At 64.4% G+C, this 22,214-nt stretch carries 17 protein-coding genes and 1 tRNA gene; 2 read left to right on the forward strand and 16 right to left on the reverse strand.

All coding sequences use genetic code 11. From position 1 onward, the window contains the following. Positions 1-65 precede the first annotated feature (65 nt). From HV675_RS07060 to fdnG, 7 genes are all read right to left on the reverse strand, one after another. Positions 66-158, reverse strand: a tRNA-Sec gene (locus HV675_RS07060). A gap of 30 nt (positions 159-188) precedes the next feature. Continuing rightward, entirely contained in the window at positions 189-2,111 is a 1,923-nt protein-coding gene (gene selB / locus HV675_RS07065) for a selenocysteine-specific translation elongation factor (protein ID WP_175110163.1), read from the reverse strand. After that, on the reverse strand, positions 2,108-3,550 hold the full coding sequence (gene selA, locus HV675_RS07070; protein WP_175110164.1) for an L-seryl-tRNA(Sec) selenium transferase: 1,443 nt from the start codon (positions 3,548-3,550) through the stop codon (positions 2,108-2,110). The genes selB and selA overlap by 4 nt, the downstream gene beginning before the upstream one ends. Positions 3,551-3,578: 28 nt before the next feature. Then, positions 3,579-4,511, reverse strand: coding sequence for a formate dehydrogenase accessory protein FdhE (gene fdhE, locus HV675_RS07075; RefSeq protein ID WP_175110165.1), 933 nt, complete (start codon positions 4,509-4,511; stop codon positions 3,579-3,581). Between the two features lie 180 nt (positions 4,512-4,691). Next, entirely contained in the window at positions 4,692-5,330 is a 639-nt protein-coding gene (locus HV675_RS07080) for a formate dehydrogenase subunit gamma (protein WP_175110166.1), read from the reverse strand. Next, entirely contained in the window at positions 5,327-6,289 is a 963-nt protein-coding gene (gene fdxH / locus HV675_RS07085; RefSeq protein WP_175110167.1) for a formate dehydrogenase subunit beta, read from the reverse strand. The genes HV675_RS07080 and fdxH overlap by 4 nt, the downstream gene beginning before the upstream one ends. An 8-nt stretch (positions 6,290-6,297) precedes the next feature. Beyond that, the gene (gene fdnG, locus HV675_RS07090; protein WP_175110168.1) at positions 6,298-9,369 is read right to left on the reverse strand and encodes a formate dehydrogenase-N subunit alpha; all 3,072 of its coding nucleotides are present in this window, start codon (positions 9,367-9,369) and stop codon (positions 6,298-6,300) included. 363 nt (positions 9,370-9,732) lie between these two features. On the opposite strand from fdnG, the gene HV675_RS07095 reads away from it, so the two are divergent. Both HV675_RS07095 and HV675_RS07100 read left to right on the forward strand, forming a co-directional pair. Then, positions 9,733-11,043 carry a YihY/virulence factor BrkB family protein gene (locus tag HV675_RS07095; RefSeq protein WP_175110169.1) on the forward strand — a complete coding sequence of 437 codons (1,311 nt, stop codon included), beginning with the start codon at positions 9,733-9,735 and terminating at the stop codon, positions 11,041-11,043. 383 nt (positions 11,044-11,426) lie between these two features. Then, positions 11,427-12,632 carry a porin gene (locus HV675_RS07100; protein ID WP_175110170.1) on the forward strand — a complete coding sequence of 402 codons (1,206 nt, stop codon included), beginning with the start codon at positions 11,427-11,429 and terminating at the stop codon, positions 12,630-12,632. Between the two features lie 516 nt (positions 12,633-13,148). Here HV675_RS07100 and HV675_RS07105 read toward each other — a convergent pair. From HV675_RS07105 to panE, 9 genes are all read right to left on the reverse strand, one after another. Further along, positions 13,149-14,045, reverse strand: coding sequence for a proteasome-type protease (locus HV675_RS07105; RefSeq protein WP_175110171.1), 897 nt, complete (start codon positions 14,043-14,045; stop codon positions 13,149-13,151). A gap of 133 nt (positions 14,046-14,178) precedes the next feature. Next, on the reverse strand, positions 14,179-14,985 hold the full coding sequence (locus HV675_RS07110) for a transglutaminase family protein (RefSeq protein ID WP_175110172.1): 807 nt from the start codon (positions 14,983-14,985) through the stop codon (positions 14,179-14,181). Positions 14,986-14,997: 12 nt separating this feature from the next. Beyond that, positions 14,998-15,948 carry an alpha-E domain-containing protein gene (locus HV675_RS07115; RefSeq protein ID WP_175110173.1) on the reverse strand — a complete coding sequence of 317 codons (951 nt, stop codon included), beginning with the start codon at positions 15,946-15,948 and terminating at the stop codon, positions 14,998-15,000. A gap of 129 nt (positions 15,949-16,077) precedes the next feature. Continuing rightward, positions 16,078-17,487, reverse strand: a complete 1,410-nt coding sequence (locus HV675_RS07120; RefSeq protein WP_175110174.1) for a circularly permuted type 2 ATP-grasp protein — start codon at positions 17,485-17,487, stop codon at positions 16,078-16,080. A gap of 516 nt (positions 17,488-18,003) precedes the next feature. Beyond that, on the reverse strand, positions 18,004-18,450 hold the full coding sequence (locus HV675_RS07125) for an HU family DNA-binding protein (RefSeq protein ID WP_175110175.1): 447 nt from the start codon (positions 18,448-18,450) through the stop codon (positions 18,004-18,006). A 211-nt stretch (positions 18,451-18,661) separates the two neighbouring features. After that, a complete protein-coding gene (gene pdxR / locus HV675_RS07130; protein ID WP_175110176.1) occupies positions 18,662-20,185 on the reverse strand; it encodes a MocR-like pyridoxine biosynthesis transcription factor PdxR in 1,524 nt (507 codons plus the stop codon). Between the two features lie 83 nt (positions 20,186-20,268). After that, the gene (locus HV675_RS07135) at positions 20,269-20,691 is read right to left on the reverse strand and encodes a hypothetical protein (RefSeq protein WP_175110177.1); all 423 of its coding nucleotides are present in this window, start codon (positions 20,689-20,691) and stop codon (positions 20,269-20,271) included. Between the two features lie 59 nt (positions 20,692-20,750). Continuing rightward, entirely contained in the window at positions 20,751-21,050 is a 300-nt protein-coding gene (locus tag HV675_RS07140) for a hypothetical protein (protein WP_175110178.1), read from the reverse strand. Positions 21,051-21,214: 164 nt separating this feature from the next. Beyond that, on the reverse strand, positions 21,215-22,153 hold the full coding sequence (panE, locus tag HV675_RS07145; protein WP_175110272.1) for a 2-dehydropantoate 2-reductase: 939 nt from the start codon (positions 22,151-22,153) through the stop codon (positions 21,215-21,217). Between the last annotated feature and the right edge of the window lie 61 nt (positions 22,154-22,214).

Below are 22,214 nucleotides of genomic sequence, written 5' to 3' on the forward strand. Positions count from 1 at the left end.
CCGGCGTAGGTCAGTTGGCAAGCAGACCCGATGTGATGGTGTTTTGACCGCGCTTAAACTCTCGGCGGAAGGCAGCCGGAGTCGAACCGACCAGAGAGTGTCTGACACCCCCTACTGGGTTTGAAGCCCAGCCGCACCACCCGATGCGTATGCCTTCCTCTTTCAACCCACACAAAAACAGGTTGCTGTCACAACGTTTCCCCCATGCGGCTATCGGCGCGCAGCAGATGGACGTCGCGCTGAAAACGGGTATATCCAACGCGATCGAAAAACTCTAAAACCTGAATCGCGCGCTTGCGCCCGAGCCCCGTCGCGTCGCGAAATGCCGCCGCACTCAATACGCCGCCCTGCTCCGCAGCCGCCTGCGCCACCAGACGCGCAAGCTCCCGCATCGAATCACGGTGATAAAAAAGATCCCGCACAACCTGATACACATCACCTCGCCTCGCGAGCTTGCGCAGCAACGCGCGCACGTCGTCCTCATGCCGATGCACCGCGCGCGCCAGCTCGCGCACCCACGGCGGATCGTAGCGGCCTTCGACGAGCAACGGCAAGAGCATCTGCTTAAGCGCTTCCTCCTGCTGATCGAGCGACACCGCGTGCGCGGGCAAATGTAGCCAGGGGCCGCTCTTCGAAACAACACGCTCGTCAATCAATGCATCGATCAATACGCGCCATAACGCATCAGGCAACAACGGCGCGGCAATGCGCCGCAAGCGCGCCGCATCCGGGCCCTGCTCATCCGCAAAGCGCGCATGAAACTGCTGAAGCGCACCGATAGCCTGCTCTCGCATCCGATCCCAATGACGGCGCAGCACAACGAAGCCGTCACCGGAGGCCTTGCCGTGCAACGCAATATCGAGTGCGTCGTCGGGCAGCTTCAGCGCGTCGTGCGGCAAGCCTGTCAACGACAGCAGCATCGAGCGCTGCATGCCGCGCGGCGCCTGCTCGAGCAGCGGCTCGATGCGTGCGTCGTCGAGCCACGCCTGCAGCGCGTCGAGCCATACACGCCGTTCCGCCGTTCTGCGTTTGCGCGCGGGTCCGAACGGATCGAGCACGCGCCCGCCGCCGACGGTGCGTGTCGCCTGTGCGTTGCGCACGATAAAGCGGTCACCCGCCAGCGCGCAAAGCGGCGTGTCGAACACCAGTTGTGCGCGCGCGTTCTGCCCTGCGGTCAACATATCGCCGTCCAGCAACACGACGTGTGCGACCCGATGCGTCGTGCCGAGATGAACATGCAGCGGCGTCCAGTGTTGCAAGACGATGCCGGCATCGGCGAGCATCGTCAGTTCGACGTCGATCCGTTCGGACGGATTCGCCAGCCGCGCATCGACAATCCAGTCTCCGCGCGCGATCGCCTCCTTGTCGATACCGGCAAGGTTGAGCGCGCAACGTTGTCCCGCATGCCCGCTTTGCGCCGCGCGATTCTGTGCGTGGATGTCACGTACGCGCACTGGCTTGCGTGCCGGCGCGAGCACCGGCGTGTCGCCGAGGGCGATCCGTCCGGCGAACACGGTACCGGTGACGACCGTCCCATGGCCCGCAAGCGTAAAGACGCGATCGACCGCGAGCCTGAACAAGCCGTCGTCGCGCCGCGCACGCAACGCGAGTGCGGCGTCGCGAAGATACGCGTTGAGTTGTGTGACGCCTTGATCGCGAGCGGACGTCGCATTGGTTTCGAACACCGGCGCTTGCGCCAACGCGGTCGACGCAAGCCACGCATCAATCTCGCCGCGCACCTGCGCAACGCGCGCCGCATCGACGCGGTCGACCTTCGTCAGCGCAACCGCACCGCGCGTCACGCCAAGCAGTTCGAGAATCGCCAGATGCTCACGCGTCTGCGGCATCACGCCATCGTCGGCGGCGATCACCAGCAGCGCGAAGTCGATTCCGCACGCGCCCGCCGCCATCGTATGCACCAGCTTTTCGTGGCCCGGCACGTCGATCACACCGAGCACGTCGCCATTTGGAAGCGGCGCATACGCATAGCCGAGTTCGATCGAAATGCCGCGTGCCTTCTCTTCCTTCAGGCGGTCGGTGTCGACACCGGTCAACGCGTGCACCAGTGTCGTCTTGCCGTGATCGATATGGCCCGCGGTGCCGACGATCATAGGCGCAGCTCCGCGCATTGCGCGATAAACGCTGTCTCGTCCTCTGCTTCGAGGCAGCGCAGATCGAGCCGCAGCGCATCGTCGGCGATACGGCCGATAACCGGGCGCGGCAACTCGCGTAGCACTTTTTCGACTTGCATCAGCGCCCGCCCGCCGCGTTTCGCGGCCGCCACGCGCACCGCGAGGCCGTAACCGGGCAATTGATCGACCGGCAGCGCCCCGCTGCCGATCTGGCTGAACATCGGCTCGACCGTCACCGCATAGCGCTCGCCGAGCGCCCGCTGCAGTGCAGGTTGCACGCGCAGCGCCGCTGCGTGCATTTCAGCGGCAGGCCGCGTGAGCAGCCGCAGCGTCGTCAGCCTTTGCGCGAGGAATTCCGGTGCGCGGTATAACTGCAACACGGGTTCAAGCGCCGCGAGCGTGAGCTTGCCGACTCGCAGCGCGCGCTTTAACGGATGCTTCCTGATCTTGCGAATCAACGCTTCGCGCCCGACGATCAAGCCGGCCTGGGGACCGCCAAGCAGTTTGTCGCCGCTGAACGTGACTAGATCGGCGCCCGCGTCGATCGTGCCGCGCACGGTCGGTTCGGCAGGCAGCCCCCACTGTGCGAGATCCGTCAGCGTGCCGCTCCCCAGATCGAATGCGACCGGCAGCGCATGACGGTGCGCAATCTGCGCGAGTTCATCGATATCGACGCTCTTCGTAAAGCCGCTGATCGCATAGTTGCTGCAATGCACTTTCATCAGCAACGCAGTACGCGGACCGATCGCCTCTTCATAGTCTTTCGCATGCGTGCGGTTCGTCGTGCCAACTTCGCGCAGCCGCGCGCCGGCGCGCGCCATGATGTCGGGAATGCGGAACGCGCCGCCGATTTCGACCAGTTCTCCGCGCGAGACCACCACCTCTTTCCTGGACGCCAGCGCCGAGACCATCAGCAAAACCGCAGCCGCATTGTTGTTGACGACGGTCGCCGCCTCGGCGCCGGTCAATTCGCAAATGAGGGCTTCGATCAGATCGTCGCGGTCGCCGCGCGCACCTGTGGTCAGATCGAATTCGAGGTTGACCGGATGCGTGAGCGCATCGATCACGGTGCGCACCGCCTCATCGGGTAGCAATGCGCGGCCGAGGTTCGTATGCAGTACTGTGCCCGTCAGGTTGAACACCGTGCGCAAATAACCGCGTGAGCGCTGTTCAAGGAAATGAGCGGCGTGCGCAACGATGCGCGCTTCATCGCCGGTGGCGGCTAACGCATCGGCATCGTCGTCCTGACCGTCGGCAATCGCCCGCAATTCGCCGCGCAGCGCCTCGAGCGCGGCACGCACCGCCGCGACCACCTGCGTGCGTCCATACACGTCAGTCAACGTCTGCACCGCGTGCATCGACATCACACGTTCGACCGACGGCATGCGCGCAAGACGCGCGTGCCGCCGTTCACTCATCGCCGCATCGTTCACGCGCGCCTCCGGCTCAACGGTCCGACGGTACGTCAGGCCACAGCAGCGGATTCGGCCCGCTGCGCTGGTAGCCCGCTTCGTTCATCAGCAAATCCAGCGTGAGGCTCGCCAGATCGTCCGCGAGCGGTTCGATATCGACGTCCTTTTCCTGGTAGCCGATCTTTCGATACGTATGACATTCGTCGCACGACTCAGCCTTCAGCGCGTCGCTGCCGCCCTCAACGCCGTGATACGCGATGCCCTTGGTCGAATCGCAATTCGAGCATTTGACCCGCACGCTATGCGTTTCAGTACCGCATAGCCCGCATTGCAGATAGCGATAACCCTGGTACGGACCGCCAATGCGCACGACGCTCGCGACCGGTTGCGCGCCGCATACGGGGCACGTGCCCGGCACGTCGACGTACGGGATATCGGGCACGTCGAACCGGCTGGCGAGATCGGTCCACACGACCTGCAAGGCCGCCATGATGAATGGTGCGGTGGCGGGTTCGACCTCGTTGAAGCGCTGCGACACAATCGCGTCCGCTTGCGCATCCAGTTCCGCGGCGCTCTTCAGACGCAGCGCATCGATCACACGCGCGAGCGCCGGCGCCACCGCACCCGCGGCTTCGACTCGATCGAGCAGGCGCTGCAGCACGTCGCGCCACGCCGGATCGCGCTGCGGCGACGATGCGGGCACCAGCGGCATCGAGTTCTGCTGCGCCTGCGCGATCGCATCGGCGGAAGGCATCGCCGCGGCGAACTTTGCGAGCACTTGCTGCTGCGCGTCGGCAAGCGACGCCATCAGCCGCAAATAGCCGCCGATCGCATTGCCGTTCGCAAGTGTGCGCAACCGCCTCGCGCGCGTCGAAAAGAAAGTCGCCCGCTCGGGCAGACGGATGCGTGGAATGGCGGAAGGATCGAGCGACTCGATCTGCCCCGGGTCGAGTATGCGCTGCACCAATTGCGTGGCTCCGGTTATGCGTCGCTCAGTTGGCTCGCTCAATCGGGTAACTCGATTGGGTAACCTGACTGGGCAACACAGTCTGCACACTTAAGCGTGTGACTACCGATTCTCGCGTCGGTTTCACCGATCGGCAAGAGGAGCAAAAACCCGCAGCCGCGCGCACGCAAGGCGTACGCGCTATTTGATGCTCTCCCGGAACCAGCGCGGATGATGTTTCCTCGCCCAGCCCAGCGTGACCGTGCCGCGCACCATCGCACTGACCGAGCCCTTCACCCACAGCGCCGCATAGATATGCACGACAATGCCGACGATCAGCACAAACGCCGCGACGGCGTGCATCAATGCGGCCGCCCGCACGATACCGATCGGAAAATAAAACGAGAAATACGTACGCCAGATCACGATGCCGCTTACCAGCAACAGCACGAGGCACACCACCATCACAAAGAACAGCAGCTTCTGCCCGGCGTTGTAACGGCCGACCTCGGGCAGTTTTTCCTCGCGATTCGCGAGCACGTCGTTCATCTGCCGCATCCATTGCCAGTCGTTGCGGTCCAGATAGTTGTGATGCCAGAAACGCATAGCGAGAATCAGGAACGACACGAACATCACAAGACCGACGAACGGATGCAGAATGCGCGTCCATTGGCCGCCGCCGAACAGCGCGGACAGCCAGAACATCGCCGGATGAAACATCGACAGGCCGGACAGCGCAAGCAGCACGAACGTAATCGCGGTAATCCAGTGGTTCGTGCGCTCGTTGGCCGTATAGCGCACGATCAGGTTCGGATCGCCGTTTTTCCCATAGTTGCTCATTTGGTCGGCTCCTCGGTTTTGCCTTCCGGCCTGTCGACCGTTTGCGAACCACGCTGCTCCCTGATTCTGCGCGCCTCGTCACGGGCGGCTGCTTCGTCGTCTTCGGTCACTTCGTTCGGTCCGATGCGCGTGTAGTGGAAGAAGCCTGCCAGCGCCGCCAGCGCGATACCGGCCAGCGCGAGCGGTTTTGCCATGCCCTTCCAGACTCGCACCATCGGGCTGATGGACGGATCGTCCGGCAAGCCGTGATACAGCGACGGCTGGTCCGCATGGTGCAGCACATACATCACATGCGTGCCGCCCACGCCCGGCGGATCGTACAGACCCGCATGCTCGAAACCGCGCTCCTTCAGGTCGACGATGCGTTCCTCCGCGTGCGCGATCATGTCCACCTTGGTGCCGAACACGATCGCGCCGGTCGGGCAGGTCTTCACACAGGCCGGCTCCTGCCCGACCGCGACGCGATCCGAACACAGCGTGCACTTGTACACGCGATGATCGGTCTTCGACAGACGCGGAATATTGAACGGGCACCCCGCAATGCAATAGCCGCAACCGATGCAATTTTCCTCATGAAAATCGACGATGCCGTTCGTGTACTGGACGATCGCGCCCGGCGACGGACACGCCTTCAGGCACCCCGGATCCTCGCAGTGCATGCAGCCGTCCTTGCGGATCAGCCATTCGAGATTGCCGTCCGGATTCTCGTACTCCGCAAAACGCATCACCGTCCACGAATGTTCGGTAAGGTCGTGCGGATTGTCGTAGACACCGGTATTGAAGCCGATTTCGTCGCGCAGGTCGTTCCATTCCATGCATGCGGTCTGACATGCCTTGCAACCGATGCATTTGGTAACGTCGATCAGCTTCGCGACGCTGCCGGTGACCGGCTCGCGCACCGACGTCGGCTGCACGGTGGTAGCCGACTGACGCGTGATATCGAGCGATTGCAGTGCCATGGCGCCCCCTATGCCTTCTCGACCTTCACGAGGAACGACTTGAACTCCGGCGTCTGCGTATTGCCGTCGCCGACGAACGGCGTCAGCGTATTGGTCAGATAGCCGGGTTGAGTCAGGCCTTTGAACCCCCAGTGCAGCGGAATGCCGACGGTCTGAATCTTCTTCCCGTCCACCATCAGCGGTTTGATCCGCTTCGTCACGACCGCCACCGCAACGATATAGCCGCGCTTGCTCGACACCCTCACACGATCCCCCGCGACGACGCCGACCTCCTTCGCGAGGTCTTCGCCGATTTCGACAAACTGCTGCGGCTGCACGATCGCGTTCAGGCGCGCGTGCTTGGTCCAGAAGTGGAAGTGCTCGGTGATCCGATACGTGGTCGCGGTGTGCGGGAAATCGGCTGCCTTGCCGAAGGCCGCACGATCGTCGGGGAAAACCCGCGCGCCCGGGTTGTTGGTGGCCAGCGGATTCTGCGGATGGAACGGGTTATAGCCGAGCGGTGTTTCGAACGGTTCGTAGTGCTCGGGAAACGGCCCTTCGTTCAAGCCATCGCGCGCGAAGAAACGCGCGACGCCTTCCGGGTTCATGATGAACGGACCCATGCCGGTATCGGGATTCTCGTCCGCCTTGTAGTCCGGAATATCGGGGCCGCTCCACGCCTTGCCGTTCCAGGCGACCAGCTTGCGCGCCGGATCGAACGGCTTGCCGCTCGGGTCACACGACGCGCGGTTATACAGCACGCGCCGGTTTGCCGGCCACGCCCACGCCCAGCCGAGAGACTGGCCGATGCCGCTCGGATCCGCGTTGTCGCGCCGTCCCATCTGGTTGCCCGCCTGCGTCCACGAGCCGCAGAAGATCCAGCAGCCGCTCGCGGTCGTGCCGTCGTCCTTCAGTTGCGCGAAACTCGAGAGCTGCTCGCCGGCCTTGACGAGCACCTTGGTCGCATCTTTCGGGTCGGTCACATCGGCAAGCGCCTTGCCGCTGAACTCCATCGCGATCTCTTCCGGCGTCGGGCTATCGGGATGCGCGTACGGCCAGCTCAGCCTGAGCAGCGGATCCGCATACTTGCCGCCGTTCTTCTGGTACAGCGCGCGCATCCGCAAGAAAATGCCCGACATGATTTCGAGGTCGCTGCGCGCGTCTCCCGGCGCTTGCGCGCCCTGCCAGTGCCACTGCAGCACGCGCGACGAACTGACGAGCGAGCCGCGTTCTTCGGCAAAGCAGGTGGTCGGCAGGCGGAACACTTCGGTCTGGATCTGCGACGAATCGACGTTGTTGTATTCGCCATAGTTTTTCCAGAACTCGGACGTTTCGGTCGCGAGCGGGTCCATGATCACGAGCCACTTCAGCTTCGACAGCGATGCGGTCATCTTCGCCTTGTTCGGCGCCGACGCGAGCGGGTTGAAACCCTGCGCGAGATAACCGTTCACCTTGCCCTGCGACATCAGCTCGTAGATCTGCAGCATGTCGTACGGCTTGTCGAGCTTCGGCAGGTAGTCGTAGCCCCAGTTGTTGTCCGCGCTGGCCGCGTCGCCGTACCAGGACTTCATCATGCTGACGAAGAAGGCGCGATAGTTCTTCCAGTAGCTGAGCTGATTCGGCCGCAACGGCTGCGCGGCGCGCTTCGTGATGTACCCGTCGAAGTCCTGTTCGGCCTCGGTCGGCAGCGTCATGTAGCCGGTCAGCAGGTTCGACATCAAGCCGAGGTCGGTGAGCCCCTGAATATTCGAGTGGCCGCGCAGCGCATTCATCCCGCCGCCCGCGATGCCGATGTTGCCGAGCAGCAATTGCACCATCGCGCCGCAGCGGATCATCTGCGAGCCGATCGAGTGCTGCGTCCAGCCGAGCGCGTACAGGATCGTGCCGGCGCGGTTCGGCGCCGCGGTCGTCGCGAGCATCTCGCAGACCTTCAGGAACTTGTCCTTCGGCGTGCCGCACACCTTCTCGACCATTTCCGGCGTATAGCGGGAATAGTGCTGCTTCATCAGGTTGTACACGCAACGAGGGTTCTGCAGCGTCGCATCGGTCTTCACGAAGCCATCGTCGCCCAGCTCGTAGTTCCACGAGGACTTGTCCGCGTACTTGTGGTTTTGCGCGTCGTAGCCGGAATAGATGCCGTCGTTGAACGCGAAATCCTCGCGCACGAGGAAGATGAAGTCCGTGTAGTTCTTCACGTATTCGTGCTGGATCTTGTCGTTCGTCAGCAGATAGTTGATCACCCCGCCGAGAAACGCGATGTCGGTCCCGGTGCGAATCGGCGCGTAAAAGTCCGCGACCGATGCGGTGCGGTTAAAGCGCGGATCGACCACGATCAGCTTCGCGCCGCGATGCGCCTTTGCCTCCGTGACCCATTTGAACCCGCACGGATGCGCCTCGGCCGAATTGCCGCCCATCACCAGAATCACGTCTGCGTTCTTGATGTCGACCCAATGGTTCGTCATCGCGCCGCGGCCGAACGTCGGGGCAAGACCTGCCACCGTCGGGCCGTGTCAGACACGCGCCTGGTTATCGAATGCGAGCATCCCCGTTGCGCGGATCACCTTGTGCGTCAGATAGCCGACCTCGTTGCTGCTCGCGGATGCGGCGAGCATGCCGGTGGTCAGCCAGCGGTTCACCTTCTTGCCGTCCGCGGTGGTCTCGATGAAATTCGCATCGCGGTCGTCCTTCATCAGCTTCGCAATGCGGTCGAGCGCATCGTTCCATGAGATCGGCTGCCAGTCTTTGGCGCCAGGCGGCCTGTACTCGGGAATCAGCAGACGGCTTTCGCTATGGATGAAATCGATCAGGCTCGCACCCTTCGGACACAGTGTGCCGCGATTGACCGGATGATCCGGATCGCCTTCGATGTGAATGATGCTCGCGGTAGCGTTCTTCGCACCGTCGCCGAGGCCGTACATCAGAATGCCGCAGCCGACCGAGCAGTAAGGACAGGTATTGCGGGTTTCGGTGGTGCGCGACAGCTTGTACTGCCGCACTTCGGCAAGCGCGACGTCGGGCGAATAACCGAGCAGAGCCAGGCTCGACCCCGCCAGCGTGGCGGCACTTACCTTCAGGAACTGACGCCGGGACATCTGTAGCATGGCGGCCCTCGCGTTCTGTGGTGGGGTACTAAAAAGTATAAGTCGTTTCCGATCGCTCGCATCGACTTCCGCGTCAACGTGACTGCGGGAAAACACGGGGTACCTCCGATCGACATGTCGTCGACGTGGCAGGCATAGCGATTGCACCGACGAATGACGAACTGCGGAGGCTGACTGCGGGGCTGACGGCGAGGGCCGACTGTGGGGCCGACTGTGGGGCCGACTGTGGGGCCGACTGTGGGGCTGACCGCGGGGCTGACCGCGGGGCCGACCGCGGGCGCCCGTTGCGCCGCGTGTGCGCCCACCCGCACGCGCCGCCGCTTCCTGTAGATTCCGTATCAAGCGCCCATCGGAAGGACCGCTATGGAACTCGAAACGATTTCCGCCGACAAGCTGCAACATGCTGCGCGCATGCATGCGTCATGGGCCGTCGGCGCGTTGCGCCAGTTCATCGAAAACCGCTGTCCGGCGCTGGCCGCGGGCATCGCGTTCTACGCGGCATTCTCGCTCGCGCCGACCCTCGTGATGGTGATCGCCGTAGCGGGCTGGTTTCTCGGCGGCGAAGCGGCGCGCGGCGAGTTATATCGTCAGGTGCACAGCGTGCTCGGCAACGACGCGGCCGCCGCCATCACGACCATCGTGCAGAATGCGCACCGCAGCGGCAGCGCGGGTGGCGCGGCCGCGATCATTTCGTTCGCCATGCTCGCGATCGGTGCGTCCGCAACCTTCTCGTCGTTGAACAGTGCGCTCAATATCGTGTGGCCGGCTGCCGGGCCGCGCGCGTCGAGCGTGATGGCGCTCGTGCGGGTGCGCCTGATCTCGTTCAGTCTCGTGCTCGGCGTCGCGTTCCTGCTGATCGTATCGCTCGTGCTCGATGCGACGATCACATTCGTCGGCAACTGGCTGTGGGGCGATTCGCCGTACGTCGCGATCGGCAACCTGCTGCAACTCGCGGTCGGACTGCTCGTGCTGTCCGCGGCCTTTGCCGCCTTGCTGAAATTCCTGCCGGACGCGCCGGTGCGTTGGCGCGATTCGCTGGTCGGCGGCTTTGTCGCGGCGCTGCTGTTCTCGGCGGGCAAAAAACTGTTCGCGCTCTATCTCGCGCATGCCGGCATGGCCAATTCCTTTGGCGCGGCAGGTTCGCTCGCGGTGCTGTTGATGTGGCTGTACTTCTCGGCGCTCGTGCTGCTGCTCGGCGCGGAATTCGCCGCGGCACGCGGACGGCTGCATGACCCGCGCGGCGCGTGGGCGTTCCTGCATGCGACGCCGCCGGGAAGCCGCGCGATGATCGCGTCGATGATGGCGGCGTCGACAGCCGGCGTGGATCCGGCGCGCCGTGGCGCCGCAAGGCGCGACCCCGCCGCGGTTCCAGCCGGGTCCGTGCAGACTGCGCGGCCTGCGGACGCGGCGGAACACGCTGGCGCCGACGCTCGCTCGAACTCGGGCGGCAAGCGCGCCGACACCTTCGTCAAGGCGAGGGACATGGGGCGTTCCGTGCTGAATGCGGAAACACGCGCCACCCATGCAGCCGCGGTCACGCTCGTGCAGGCGGGACGCACCGCGGCGGCCGCAGACCGCTACGTGCGCCGTCATCCGTGGGGATCGGTCCTGCTCGCGGCAGGCGCCGCGATGATCGTGGCCGCCATGACCGGCCGACACAACGGCGAGCGATGAGCGCCAGACCCTAGGCGCCGCTGCCCCATTTGCCCGTCGCCGCCCGCCGTCCAATCCGAAAGCAAACGGAAATGCTTCTTACAGCGTCAAGGTAAGCGGCTGCTTCGTTTAGACAAGTACATTACATATTACTTTCGTAAAACGACAACTTATGCAATTCTGCAGCAATATAGACCGCCGAAAGAACAATAATGCGAGGTAGACGATAAAACATTGTCAATATCGCAATAATCACGTTTAGGCTTGTGAGACAAGGGTTTCCGCCACCTGTCACATTTTAGATACACCTTTATTTTTTTCGTTTCTTGTGGGTCGACCCCCGCGTTATTCTCCGTTTCGCAACAGCAAGCAACAACTAAACAATCATCTGCGTGGAGATTTGGATGAAACGAATCGCACTGTCTACCCTCTCGCTGGCTCTGCTAGGTGCGACCAGCGCGGCGCACGCCCAGAACAGCGTGACGCTGTACGGCATCGTCGACGACGCATTCCAGTGGGTGCACAACGCCGACCCCGCGAACAACAACCTTTACCATCTGCAGTCAGGCAACATCCAAGGTAATCGTTGGGGTTTGAAAGGTACTGAAGACCTCGGCGGCGGCCTGAAGGCGATCTTCCAGCTGGAAAGCGGCTTCGATCCGAACAACGGCAAGATGCAACAGGGCGGCCGCCTGTTCGGTCGTCAGGCATACGTCGGTGTGACGCAGGATGCGTACGGTACGCTGACCTTGGGCCGCCAGTACGACCCGCTGGTCGACATGATCCAGCCGCTCACGGCCGATAACTTCTTCGGCTCCATGTTCGCCACGCCGGGTGACGTCGACAACAACGACAACAGCTCGCGTACGAACAGTGCGGTCAAGTATGTATCGCCGGTGTTCAGCGGCTTCCAGTTCGAAGGCATGTACGCGTTCGGCGGTGTGGCCGGCACGACCGGTTCCGGCCAGTCGTGGGGCGGTGCCGCGACGTACGGCACGGGTCCGTTCAACGTCGCCGCGGGCTACTTCCGCATGGACAACGCCAATGGCTTTGCAGCGCGCGGCGGCGTCAATCCGTCGCTCGCGAACCCGACCGGCACGCTGCCGGGCTGGAGCACGGGCGCGACGTCGGACGCCACGTTCGACGGCTCGACGATCAACAGCGCGTATGCATCGGCCAAGTCGATCAGCATCTCGTCGGCGGCTGCGCAATACGTGTTCGGCCCGTTCACGTTCAACGCGCGTTACAGCTTCGCGCAGTACAAGCCGGATGCATTCTCGGCGTTCTCCGAGCAGGAGAAGTACCAGGTTGCGGGTGCGTATGTCGGCTACCAGATGTCGCCGGCCCTGCTGCTGGGCCTTGGCTACACGTACACGCACGGCGCGGGCGACACGTCGTCGAACTACCACCAGGTGGCAGCCGGCGCCGACTACTCGCTCTCGAAGCGTACCGACATCTACCTGATGGGCACGTACCAGCACGCGAGCGGCACGCAGCGTGTCGATGCGACGACGACCACCGACGCGAAGGCTTCGGTCGGCTCGTACGGCTTCCAGTCGGGCACGAGCACGCAGGAAATGGTCAGCCTCGGTATCCGTCACAAGTTCTAATAAGCAACAATACGCTGCGCAGCTGACGTTCCACGCCGCGCTTCAAAGCCAGCCAGAGGCGCAAGCCGAAGGCTGGCTTTTTTCTTGATGGTTGCGCGAGGCATCGGCGCGTGACTGGACGGGCGGCGCGGGCATCAGGTGCGGTTTGGATTTTCGACCTGGCGCGTGGTGTTGGCGCTTCAACCGGGTTGTGCTGCGGGCGCAACCGGCCGCGCGCGGTGACGGGTTTGCGTGCGTACGCGAAGTATGTGCGGCGGGGCGGGGCGACGGCGTGGCACAGGCGTTTATTTTCAGCGCAGCGGTTCTGGCATGGCGCGGCGGTTTCTTGCTGGCATGGCCATCGCGGCATGGCGCGGCAGTCTCTTGCTCGCGTGGCCGTCACGACATGGCGCTGCGGCCTCTTGCCGGCGTGGCGGTTCCGGCATGGCGCTGCGGTCTCTCGCCGGCGTGGCGGTTCCGGCATGGCGCGTCGTTTTCTTCCCAGCGTAGCGGTCGCAGCGCGCTGCGACCCCTTTCCTAGCCCCGCGCTTTCGGCTTGTCCGCCTGCGCGAGTGTCTGCGCGGGCCGCGCATCGGCGGCATCTTGCGCGGCGCCTGAAGGTGCACGAAACAGCATCGTCTCGCCTTCCATGGAGAGGCGCGGCGGCTCGGCCGTGTCCTCCCAGTCCGGGTCCGGAATCTCGCCGAACACCTGGCGCAACCGCTCGCCCCACGTGCGGTGGATCATCTGGTAGTACGCATTGTCCTGCGTGATCGTCACGAAGCGCGTCACGCGCAGCGTGTCCTTCTGATACACGAGCAGATCGAGCGGCAGCCCTACCGACAGGTTCGAGCGCAGCGTCGAATCCATTGAAATCAGCGCGCATTTCGCGGCTTCGTCGAGCGGCGTCTGCGGCACCAGCACGCGGTCGATAATCGGCTTGCCGTACTTCGATTCGCCGATCTGGAAGTACGGGTTCACGCTCGACGCTTCGATGAAATTGCCGGCCGAGTAGATCATGAAGAGACGCGGGCGCGGCATCGCGGGCGAGCCGTCGCCGCTAGCGCGCGGCGCGATCTGGCCGCCGAGAATAAAACTGCAATTGAACTCGACACTGAATTCCTGCAGCGAATGCGCCTCGCGCTGATGCACGTCGCGCACCGCGCGGCCGACCACCCGCGCCGCATCGGCCATCGTTTGCGCGCTCCACAGCGTCTCCGCGTGCGGGTCGTCCGGCGGTTCGGACAGCTCGCGCAACACCGCCTGCGTGAGCGACAGATTGCCGGCGGCGAGCAGCACCAGCACACGGTCGCCCGGCTGCTCGAAAACGGACATCTTGCGCGCCGTGCTGATATGGTCGACACCGGCGTTGGTGCGCGTATCCGACAGAAACACGAGCCCTTCATCGACGCTCAGTGCGACACAATACGTCATGACAAGATTCCTGGATGCGACTGGACGCCGCTATTGTAATCGCGGTGTGCGTGTTCGGCCCACCCGCGCCCCACCCCGCGGCCCATGCGCAACCCACCCCGCGACCCACGCGAGGCGCGCGCCTGTTGTGCTGTTATTGCGGCGACTGCAACTGCGCGCTGACCGCGACCGACACATCGAGCCGTTCGCCCTGACCGCCGATGCGCCGGCCGCGCACCGGCGACGCGGCTTCGTAATCGCGCGCCGCCGCGAGCCGGCAATAGACATCGGTTGCGAACGCCGCATGCGTGACGTCGACCGACACCCAGCCGAGGCCGGTCAGCCAGACGTCGACCCACGCATGACTCGCGGCATCGTCGACTTCGCCGGGTTCGATATAGCCGCTCACATAGCGCGCCGGCACGCCACGCGCGCGGCAGCACGCGAGCATCAGATGCGCGTGATCCTGACACACGCCGCGGCCGAGCGCGAGCGCCTGCGCCGCCGTGCTGGTGACCTCGGTCACACCCGACTGGAACGGCACGCGTTCGACGATGCGCCCGGCGAGCGCCAGCAGCGCGGCGGGTGTGTCGAGCGGCGGCGCCGAATGCGCGAGCTCGCAGACGGCCGGGTCGGCGTCCGTCAAACGCGTCGCACACGTGTAGTGTTCGAGCGGAATCGGACCGGCGGCGTCGTTCAGGCGCCCGTCGAAAAGCGGCATCGTGTCGACTTCGCCGGACACGTGCACGCGAATCTCGTCGTGCGGCTGGTTCAGCACCAGCGTATGCAGCACGTTGCCGTACGCATCGAAAGTCGCATCGAGCTTGCCGGGCGCGTCGAGCAACCAGCGCCGCACGATCTGCGCCGCGCCGCTCACCGGCGTGAGGCGCAGCTGCTGGATCGAGTAATGCACGGTCGCGTCGTAGCGATAGACCGTGTCGTGGCGGATCGTCAGAAACATGCAGGCACTCCGTTACGCGACGGGCAACAATAGATAGGTGCGCGCGACCATGTTGCCGAGTTCGAACACGCGCGCAAGGAACTGCGTGAGCCATGCATGCAGCCCCGCTTCGAAGATCTGCCGGATATCGGCATACGACAGCTCCGCGCGCAGCTTGCCCGCGAAGCGCTCGCACTGGTTCGAGCCCTGCGTGCGCAGCATCGCGAGATTCGCGCACACGCCGTCGAGCGATGCGAGCAGCGAGCGCGGCATCTGCGAATTGAGGATCATCAGCTCGACGACGCGCGCCGGCGTCACGACATCGCGATACACCTTGCGGTAAATTTCAAGCGCCGAAACGGAACTCAGGATCGACGTCCAGTAATAGAAGTCTTCGAGCTGACGCGCGGCATCGCGCGAATTGGGCGCCGCGTCCGCGAAGCGCACATCGAGAATCCGCGCGGTATTGTCCGCGCGCTCGAGAAACGTGCCGAGCTGCGTGAAGAAGAATGCGTCGTCCTGCAGCGCGGTGCCGAGCGTCACGCCGCGCGACAGGTGCGAGCGGAACTTCACCCACTCGAAGAGCGCCGCCAGATTGCTGGTCTGTTGTCCGGCCGCGGTCCGCTCGTTGAATTCGAGCCAGGTGTCGTTGATCGTCTCCCACCATTCGGTGGTCAGCGTGCCGCGCACTGCGCGCGCGTTTTCGCGCGCCGCGTGCAGGCAGGAATGGATACTCGACGGATTAGCCGGGTCCGCCACCATGAAATCGAGTACATGCTCGCGCGCCGGTTCCGCATAGCGCTGCGAAAACGCGTGTTCGAGCTCGGAAATGCGCAGCACCGCGCGCTGCGCGCGTGCTTCCTGGTCGGGCGTCTGCGGCAGCAGTTGCGCTTTCAGGTTGATGTCGAGCATGCGCGCGGTGTTCTCCGCGCGTTCCATATAGCGGGCCATCCAGAACAGGTGGTCGGCGGTGCGGCTCAGCATGGTGGCCTTCCGTTATGATCGATCGGCACGGGATGCAAACTGCGCGCGCGGGTGACCCGTGATGCCCCACGCGCGCGGCGGGCGACGCTGACGCCCGCCATCGCGGCGACTGATGCGCGGCGAACGCGCTCAGTCGACCATCCAGGTGTCCTTCGTCCCACCTCCCTGCGACGAATTGACGACCAGCGATCCTTCCTGCAACGCAACCCGCGTGAGCCCGCCGGCGACCATCGTCACCGTCTTGCCGGACAGCACGAACGGCCGCAGATCGATATGACGCGGTGCAATGCCCGCTTCGACAAAGGTCGGGCAGGCGGATAGCGCGAGCGTCGGTTGCGCGATATAGCCCGCCGGCCGCGCGATGAGCCGCGCGCGGAACGCTTCGATCTCGGCCGCCGTCGCCGCCGGACCGACCAGCATCCCGTAGCCGCCCGCGCCGTGCACTTCCTTCACGACGAGTTCGGGCAGATGCGCGAGCGTGTAGGCGAGATCGCCCGGCTTGCGGCATTGGTAAGTCGGCACATTGTTGAGAATCGGCTTTTCGCCGAGATAGAACTCGATCATGTCCGGCACATACGGATAGATCGACTTGTCGTCGGCAATGCCGGTGCCCATCGCGTTCGCGAGCGCGACGCGGCCCGCGCGATAGGCGGTCAGCAGGCCCGGAACGCCAAGCGCCGAATCCGGGCGGAACGCGAGCGGGTCGAGAAAATCGTCGTCGACGCGGCGGTAGATCACGTCGACGCGCCGCGGGCCCTGCGTCGTACGCATGAACACATAGTTGTCGTCGACGAACAGGTCCTTGCCCTCGACCAGTTCCACGCCCATCTGCTGCGCGAGGAACGTGTGTTCGAAGTACGCCGAGTTATACATGCCCGGCGTCAGCACGACCACCACCGGATCGTCGACGCCCGCCGGCGCCACCGAGCGCAGCGTGTCGAGCAGCAGGTCGGGGTAATGCGCAACCGGCGCAATGCGGTTCTGCACGAACAGCTCGGGAAAAAGCCGCATCATCATCTTGCGGTTCTCGAGCATGTACGAGACGCCGGACGGCACCCGCAGATTGTCCTCGAGCACATAGAATTCGCCGTCCATTCCGGCGCGCACGACGTCGACGCCGGTGATATGCGCGTACACGCCGAGCGGCACATCGACGCCCTGCATCTCCGGCCGGTACTGCGCGTTCGTATAGACCTGGTCCGCCGGAACGATACCGGCGCGCACGATATTGCGCTCGTGGTAGACGTCGTGAATGAAGAGATTGAGCGCTTGCACGCGCTGCCGCAGGCCCGCTTCGAGCGTCTGCCATTCGCCGCGCGGGATGATGCGTGGAATCAGATCGAACGGAATCAGCCGCTCGGTGCCGGACAGATCGCCGTTCACCGCGAACGTGATGCCGACACGCCGGAACAGCAGATCCGCCTCCGCGCGCTTGCGCGCGATCGGTTCGGCGCCCTGCAGCGTCAGCCAGTTCGCGAAGCGGGCGTAGTGCGGCCGCACGCTTTCGTCGAGTTGACGCATCTCGTCATAGCATCGCATGTCACGCCCCGCTTTTTTTGTCGGATAGAAGGCGAATGCGCTGCGCATTCGGTGTCCGGTTCGTTCAAGCAAGCGTTATGCCATTGGCGTCGCGCACGCACTGCGCTCATGGAAGATTTTCAGGCTGATGCGAGGGCACGGCGGCGGTATGCACTGCGAACGCGCATGCTGCCCGCGCACCGGCCCGATGTTTGAGCGCGACGGCGAACGGCCTGTTCTGATCGTACTGCGCCGGGCATCAATGCGCTACCGCGGTGCGCGGGGCAGCGCACGCAGATCAGTTCGATGCAGCGGCGAACCGACTTAGGGAATAAAAAAATCCCCGCGAGTGTTCTTCGCGGGGATTCGGGATGTTGCCGAAAAATCAGTTGCGACAGAGACGGCCGCAACGGAGATAGCCTTTATGCAGACATCGTTACGCCGGCATCATGGCGTAGCCAGCCTGGCGAAGGCATCGACATGACCGCTCGCCGCCGCCCGAAGACGGCGGCGAGACAAGCCATGCGATGCAACCGCTTAGCCAGCGGCTGCGTCCTTCAGCTTCTTCAGCGCGCGCGCCTTGATGCGCACGGAAGCCGGCTTGGCCGGGAACCAGCGCTCTTCGCCCGTGAACGGGTCTTTGCCGAAGCGCTTCTTCTTCGCCGGCACAGCTTGCACAACGATCTTCAGAAGACCCGACAGCGTGAATTCGCCAGCGCCTTTCTTCTGGACCGAGCCGAGGATCGTGTCTTCGAGCGCGGCCAGCACGGCCTTGGCGGACTTCGGTTCAACACCTGAACGCTCTGCGACGTGAGCAGCCAGCGAGGCCTTCGTGAAGGTGTCCTTGATCGGCGACGGTGCGCCGGACGCCTTCACGGCGACCTTCCTAGCCGCGGCTTTCTTCGCGGGAGCCTTCGTAGCAGCAGCCTTTTTGGTCGCTGCGGTGGTCGCCTTCTTGGCAACCTTCTTTGCGGAAGTCGGCATGTTTCTCCTACCTGTTGTTGGTCAGTGAGCCACGAAACGCGCACGACATGTGCACGCTTCACGCGGGATTCTACAAGCGTCAAGGCATTTAACGCGAATCTTTTATGCGTCCATGTGCTCTTTTGTTGCGTGCCGCAGACTACACGACACATTTTGACGCTTGTTTTACGGGTTAAAAGTCGTCACGTCGCATTTTGTAGGTACCTGTACATCACCATTTCGCTTTCGGACCCGGCCTGGATGTGCGCGCCGGTTCGGCGAAACGGCCGTCAGGTTCAGCGGCGAGCGCGGGCAGCAGTTGGGCGAGTCGGGTCAGCGCGGCGTCGATCTGCGCGGCGTCGATGTTGCCGTAACCGAACAGGAAGCCTTGGCGGGAATCGGCGCCCTGATGGAATGGCGCGAGGCCGTGTAGCGCGATCGACCCGCGACGCGCCGCTTCCACGACCATGGCTTCGGTCAGCCCAGGCTTGAGCAACGCCGCGAGGTGAATGCCGGCCGCCGGCACGATCGGCTCGAACCAGCGCGCAAGGCCGCCTTGCAGATGCGTGAGCAACTGGCCGCGGCGAGCCGCGTACAGCTTGTGCATCCGCTTCAGATGCCTGGCGAAGTCGCCGTTCAGCATGAACCGCGCGAGCGCGGTCTGCGTCAGCATGCAGCCATGCCAGTCGGTCACCCGCCGCGCGTTCACCAGCGCGTCATGCAACGAAGCGGGCGGCACCACATAGCCGATCCGCAGGTCCGGAAACATCGTCTTCGAGAATGTGCCGACATACGCGACGAGCCCCGCACGGTCGAGGCTTTTGAGCGGCTCCATCGGCCGCCCCTCGAAACGGAACTCGCAGTCGTAGTCGTCCTCGACGATGGTTGCGCCGCGCGCCTGCGCCCATTCGAGCAGCGCAACGCGCCGCTCGAGGCTCATCGGCATGCCGAGCGGGAACTGATGCGAAGGCGTCACATAGACGAGCCGAGCGTCGTTCGGCAGCTTGCCGACCACCAGACCGTCACGGTCGACCGGCACCGGCGCCACCTTCGCGCCGACCGCCGCGAACGACGCGTGCGCAGGCGGATAGCCCGGGTTCTCGATCGCGACGACATCGCCGGCGCGCAAGGTGACGCGCGCGAGCAGATCGAGCGCTTGCTGCGCGCCCTGCGTGACGATCACGTCATCCCAGTTGCTGACGACGGCGCGGTTGAACGCCAGATAACGCGAGATCGCGACACGCAGTTCCTGTTCGCCGGCCGCGTCGCGATAGCCGCCGCCGCTGCGCGCCTGCGTGCGCAGCGCGTGATTCACGCAGCGGCGCCACACATCGAACGGAAAATGCGACTTGTCGGTCATGCCGCCGGCGAAGTCGTAGGTCATGCCGGAGGGAGACGGCAGCGGCGGCAGCAGCGGAATGTCCCAGACCGGTTGCGGGCGCGCCCCCGGCTTCGTGGGCGTGCGAGCCTGTTGCACGGCTCGCGCATGCGCGGAGCGCTGCGCGGGCAAGCGCCGCATCCCGTCGGCGACGAAGGTGCCGGCGCCGGGCCGCGCGTGAAGAAAGCCTTCCGCCAGCAGCCGCTCGAACACATCGAGCGTCGTCTTGCGCGACACGCCGAGCTGCGCCGCGAGATCGCGCGTCGACGGCAATTGCGTGCCGCCCGCGAGCCGCCCTTCGACAATGCCCTCTCGCAGTTGCCGGTAGATCTGGCCAGCCAGGTCGTGGCGCCCTTCGACGGTAATGTGGATATCCATCCGGCTCAGTAGGTCCGCTCAGTAGGTCCGCTCAGTAGGCCCGCTCAGTAGGTCCGCTCAACAAGTCCGCTCAGTGAGTCCGCTCAGTAAGTCCGATAGGCGGGGTCGACCAGCTGCGCGCAAACCAGCAGACCCGGCGCCGGCAGCGCGAACAGGATGAACAGCGCGACCTGCGCCGCGAGTCGCGCGCGCCGCGTTGCCACCCAGACGAACGCGACCGCGAACTGCAGCGCGCAGAAGAGCCACACCGGCAAGCTCGTCAGAATGCTCGCGTCACGGGCGCCGCCCCACCCCAAACCCGCCGGCACCGCCACCGCCACAAGCAGCACGAGCGCGCGAAAGAGCGCGCGCTCGCGCACGCGCCGGATGAATAGCGACACGGCAAGCGCGCCTTGCGCGGCCGCGGCGCCGATGATCAGGCGCGGCAGCATGCTGCCGGTTCGATAGGCATGCGGATCGATCAGATAAGCGGTATAGACGATTGCCGTTCGCAATGTATCTGTCATCGTATTGCAGGGGATAGGCAGGCGCACGCGGCAGGAGAATGGCACACGGGCGGGCAGGCTCAGACAACCACCGACGCGACGATTGCGAGCCAGATGAAAGCGACCCCCACGATAAACATGCGCCGCGCGACGCGCACTTTCGCATCGCTGGTGTCAGGTTCGACGGGCGCGGTCGCCATCCATGGCACGAGTCCGAGGAGTGCGAAGCCGAGCAGCGCAAGCGCCGCGATGACGCGGTCCATGCGGGTCCAGCCGCCGGGCTCGTTGATCCCCCAGTAGCCGAGGAACACGATGCCGATCGAGAACACCGTTGCCGAAGCTGAACTGAGCGCCACCACCGACCCTTGAGGACTCGGCATGATTCACCTCCTGTCGCAAGGCTGATTCGGGTGCCGTCGATTCTACTTCAAGCGGTTTGCCGTTCGAGCGCGCGACGCGCCCGCCCGACGGCGCGTGGCGGCGAGCGCGCGCGATTCATGCCTCAATTTTCGAATTTTCCGCCGCGCCGGGGCCGCCGCGTATTTCAGCCGCCGCGCGCCTCGCGTGCCTCATACGCTTTCAGATGGGTATACGCGACGCGCAGCAGCGAAAGCGGCGAACCGGCCTGCTGCGCTTGCGGGCCGCGCGCGATCAGGTCGCCGACAATATGGTCGGCCTCGATCTTCGAACGGTTTTCGATGTCGCGCAGCATCGAGGCGGTCATCGGCGAGCCTTCCTTGAACAGCATCGCGCGGGCGCTCGCCTGCGCGCCGTCGCTCATCGGAAACCCGTTGTGCTGCGCAATGGCGAGGCATTCGCCGAAGATGCCTTCGATCAGCTGCCTGCCTTCCGGCGCCCGCAGAATGTCGCCGATCGACGCGCGGGTGACGCTCGTGCTCGCCGCGAGCGTCGCGAGAAAGACCCACTTGTCCCACATTTGCGCGCCGATATTGTCGGACGCGTGCGCTTCGAAGTTCGCGCCTTCGAACGCGCGCTCGATGTCCCGCACGCGTTCGGAGATTCCACCGGCAAGTTCGCCGTAAGCGATCGTGTGCGTATCGTTCAGATGCTCGATTTCACGCTCGCGGTTGAGCGTCGCGGCAATCAATGCGCGGCCGCCCAGCACGTTTGCCGCGCCGAACTTCGCTTGCAGCATGTCGATATGACGCATGCCGTTCAGCACGGGCAGAATCATCGTCGACGGGCCGACGGCGGGCGCGAACGATGCGATCGCGTCATCGAGGTTGTACGCCTTGCAGCTCAGCAGCACGAGGTCGTACGGCGCGTCGATACGGTCGGCGAGCACGGTCTGCGGGTCGCGCAGCGTCGCGTTGCCGTACGGGCTTTTGATCACGAGACCGGCGCGCTTCAGTTCCTCCGCGCGGCCGGCGCGTACGAGGAATGTCACGTCGCGGCCCGCCTGAACCAGACGTCCGCCGAAATACCCACCCAGCGCGCCCGCGCCCACCACCAGAATTCGCATCGTCATTCCTTCGCTCAAAGATTGCGTAAGTGTACGCAAGAGTTCGCCTGAACAACCGTCA

This window comes from Paraburkholderia solisilvae (genome assembly GCF_902859875.1).
GTDB classification, from domain to species: domain Bacteria; phylum Pseudomonadota; class Gammaproteobacteria; order Burkholderiales; family Burkholderiaceae; genus Paraburkholderia; species Paraburkholderia solisilvae.

Coding starts and splice junctions, on each gene's coding strand:
- selB (WP_175110163.1), bottom strand. CDS start 2,111: ATGATCGTCGGCACCGCGGGCCATATCGATCACGGCAAGACGACACTG.
- selA (WP_175110164.1), bottom strand. CDS start 3,550: ATGAGTGAACGGCGGCACGCGCGTCTTGCGCGCATGCCGTCGGTCGAA.
- HV675_RS07080 (WP_175110166.1), bottom strand. CDS start 5,330: ATGAGCAACTATGGGAAAAACGGCGATCCGAACCTGATCGTGCGCTAT.
- fdxH (WP_175110167.1), bottom strand. CDS start 6,289: ATGGCACTGCAATCGCTCGATATCACGCGTCAGTCGGCTACCACCGTG.
- HV675_RS07095 (WP_175110169.1), top strand. CDS start 9,733: ATGGAACTCGAAACGATTTCCGCCGACAAGCTGCAACATGCTGCGCGC.
- HV675_RS07100 (WP_175110170.1), top strand. CDS start 11,427: ATGAAACGAATCGCACTGTCTACCCTCTCGCTGGCTCTGCTAGGTGCG.
- HV675_RS07105 (WP_175110171.1), bottom strand. CDS start 14,045: ATGACGTATTGTGTCGCACTGAGCGTCGATGAAGGGCTCGTGTTTCTG.
- HV675_RS07110 (WP_175110172.1), bottom strand. CDS start 14,985: ATGTTTCTGACGATCCGCCACGACACGGTCTATCGCTACGACGCGACC.
- HV675_RS07115 (WP_175110173.1), bottom strand. CDS start 15,948: ATGCTGAGCCGCACCGCCGACCACCTGTTCTGGATGGCCCGCTATATG.
- HV675_RS07120 (WP_175110174.1), bottom strand. CDS start 17,487: ATGCGATGCTATGACGAGATGCGTCAACTCGACGAAAGCGTGCGGCCG.
- HV675_RS07125 (WP_175110175.1), bottom strand. CDS start 18,450: ATGCCGACTTCCGCAAAGAAGGTTGCCAAGAAGGCGACCACCGCAGCG.
- pdxR (WP_175110176.1), bottom strand. CDS start 20,185: ATGGATATCCACATTACCGTCGAAGGGCGCCACGACCTGGCTGGCCAG.
- HV675_RS07135 (WP_175110177.1), bottom strand. CDS start 20,691: ATGACAGATACATTGCGAACGGCAATCGTCTATACCGCTTATCTGATC.
- HV675_RS07140 (WP_175110178.1), bottom strand. CDS start 21,050: ATGCCGAGTCCTCAAGGGTCGGTGGTGGCGCTCAGTTCAGCTTCGGCA.
- panE (WP_175110272.1), bottom strand. CDS start 22,153: ATGCGAATTCTGGTGGTGGGCGCGGGCGCGCTGGGTGGGTATTTCGGC.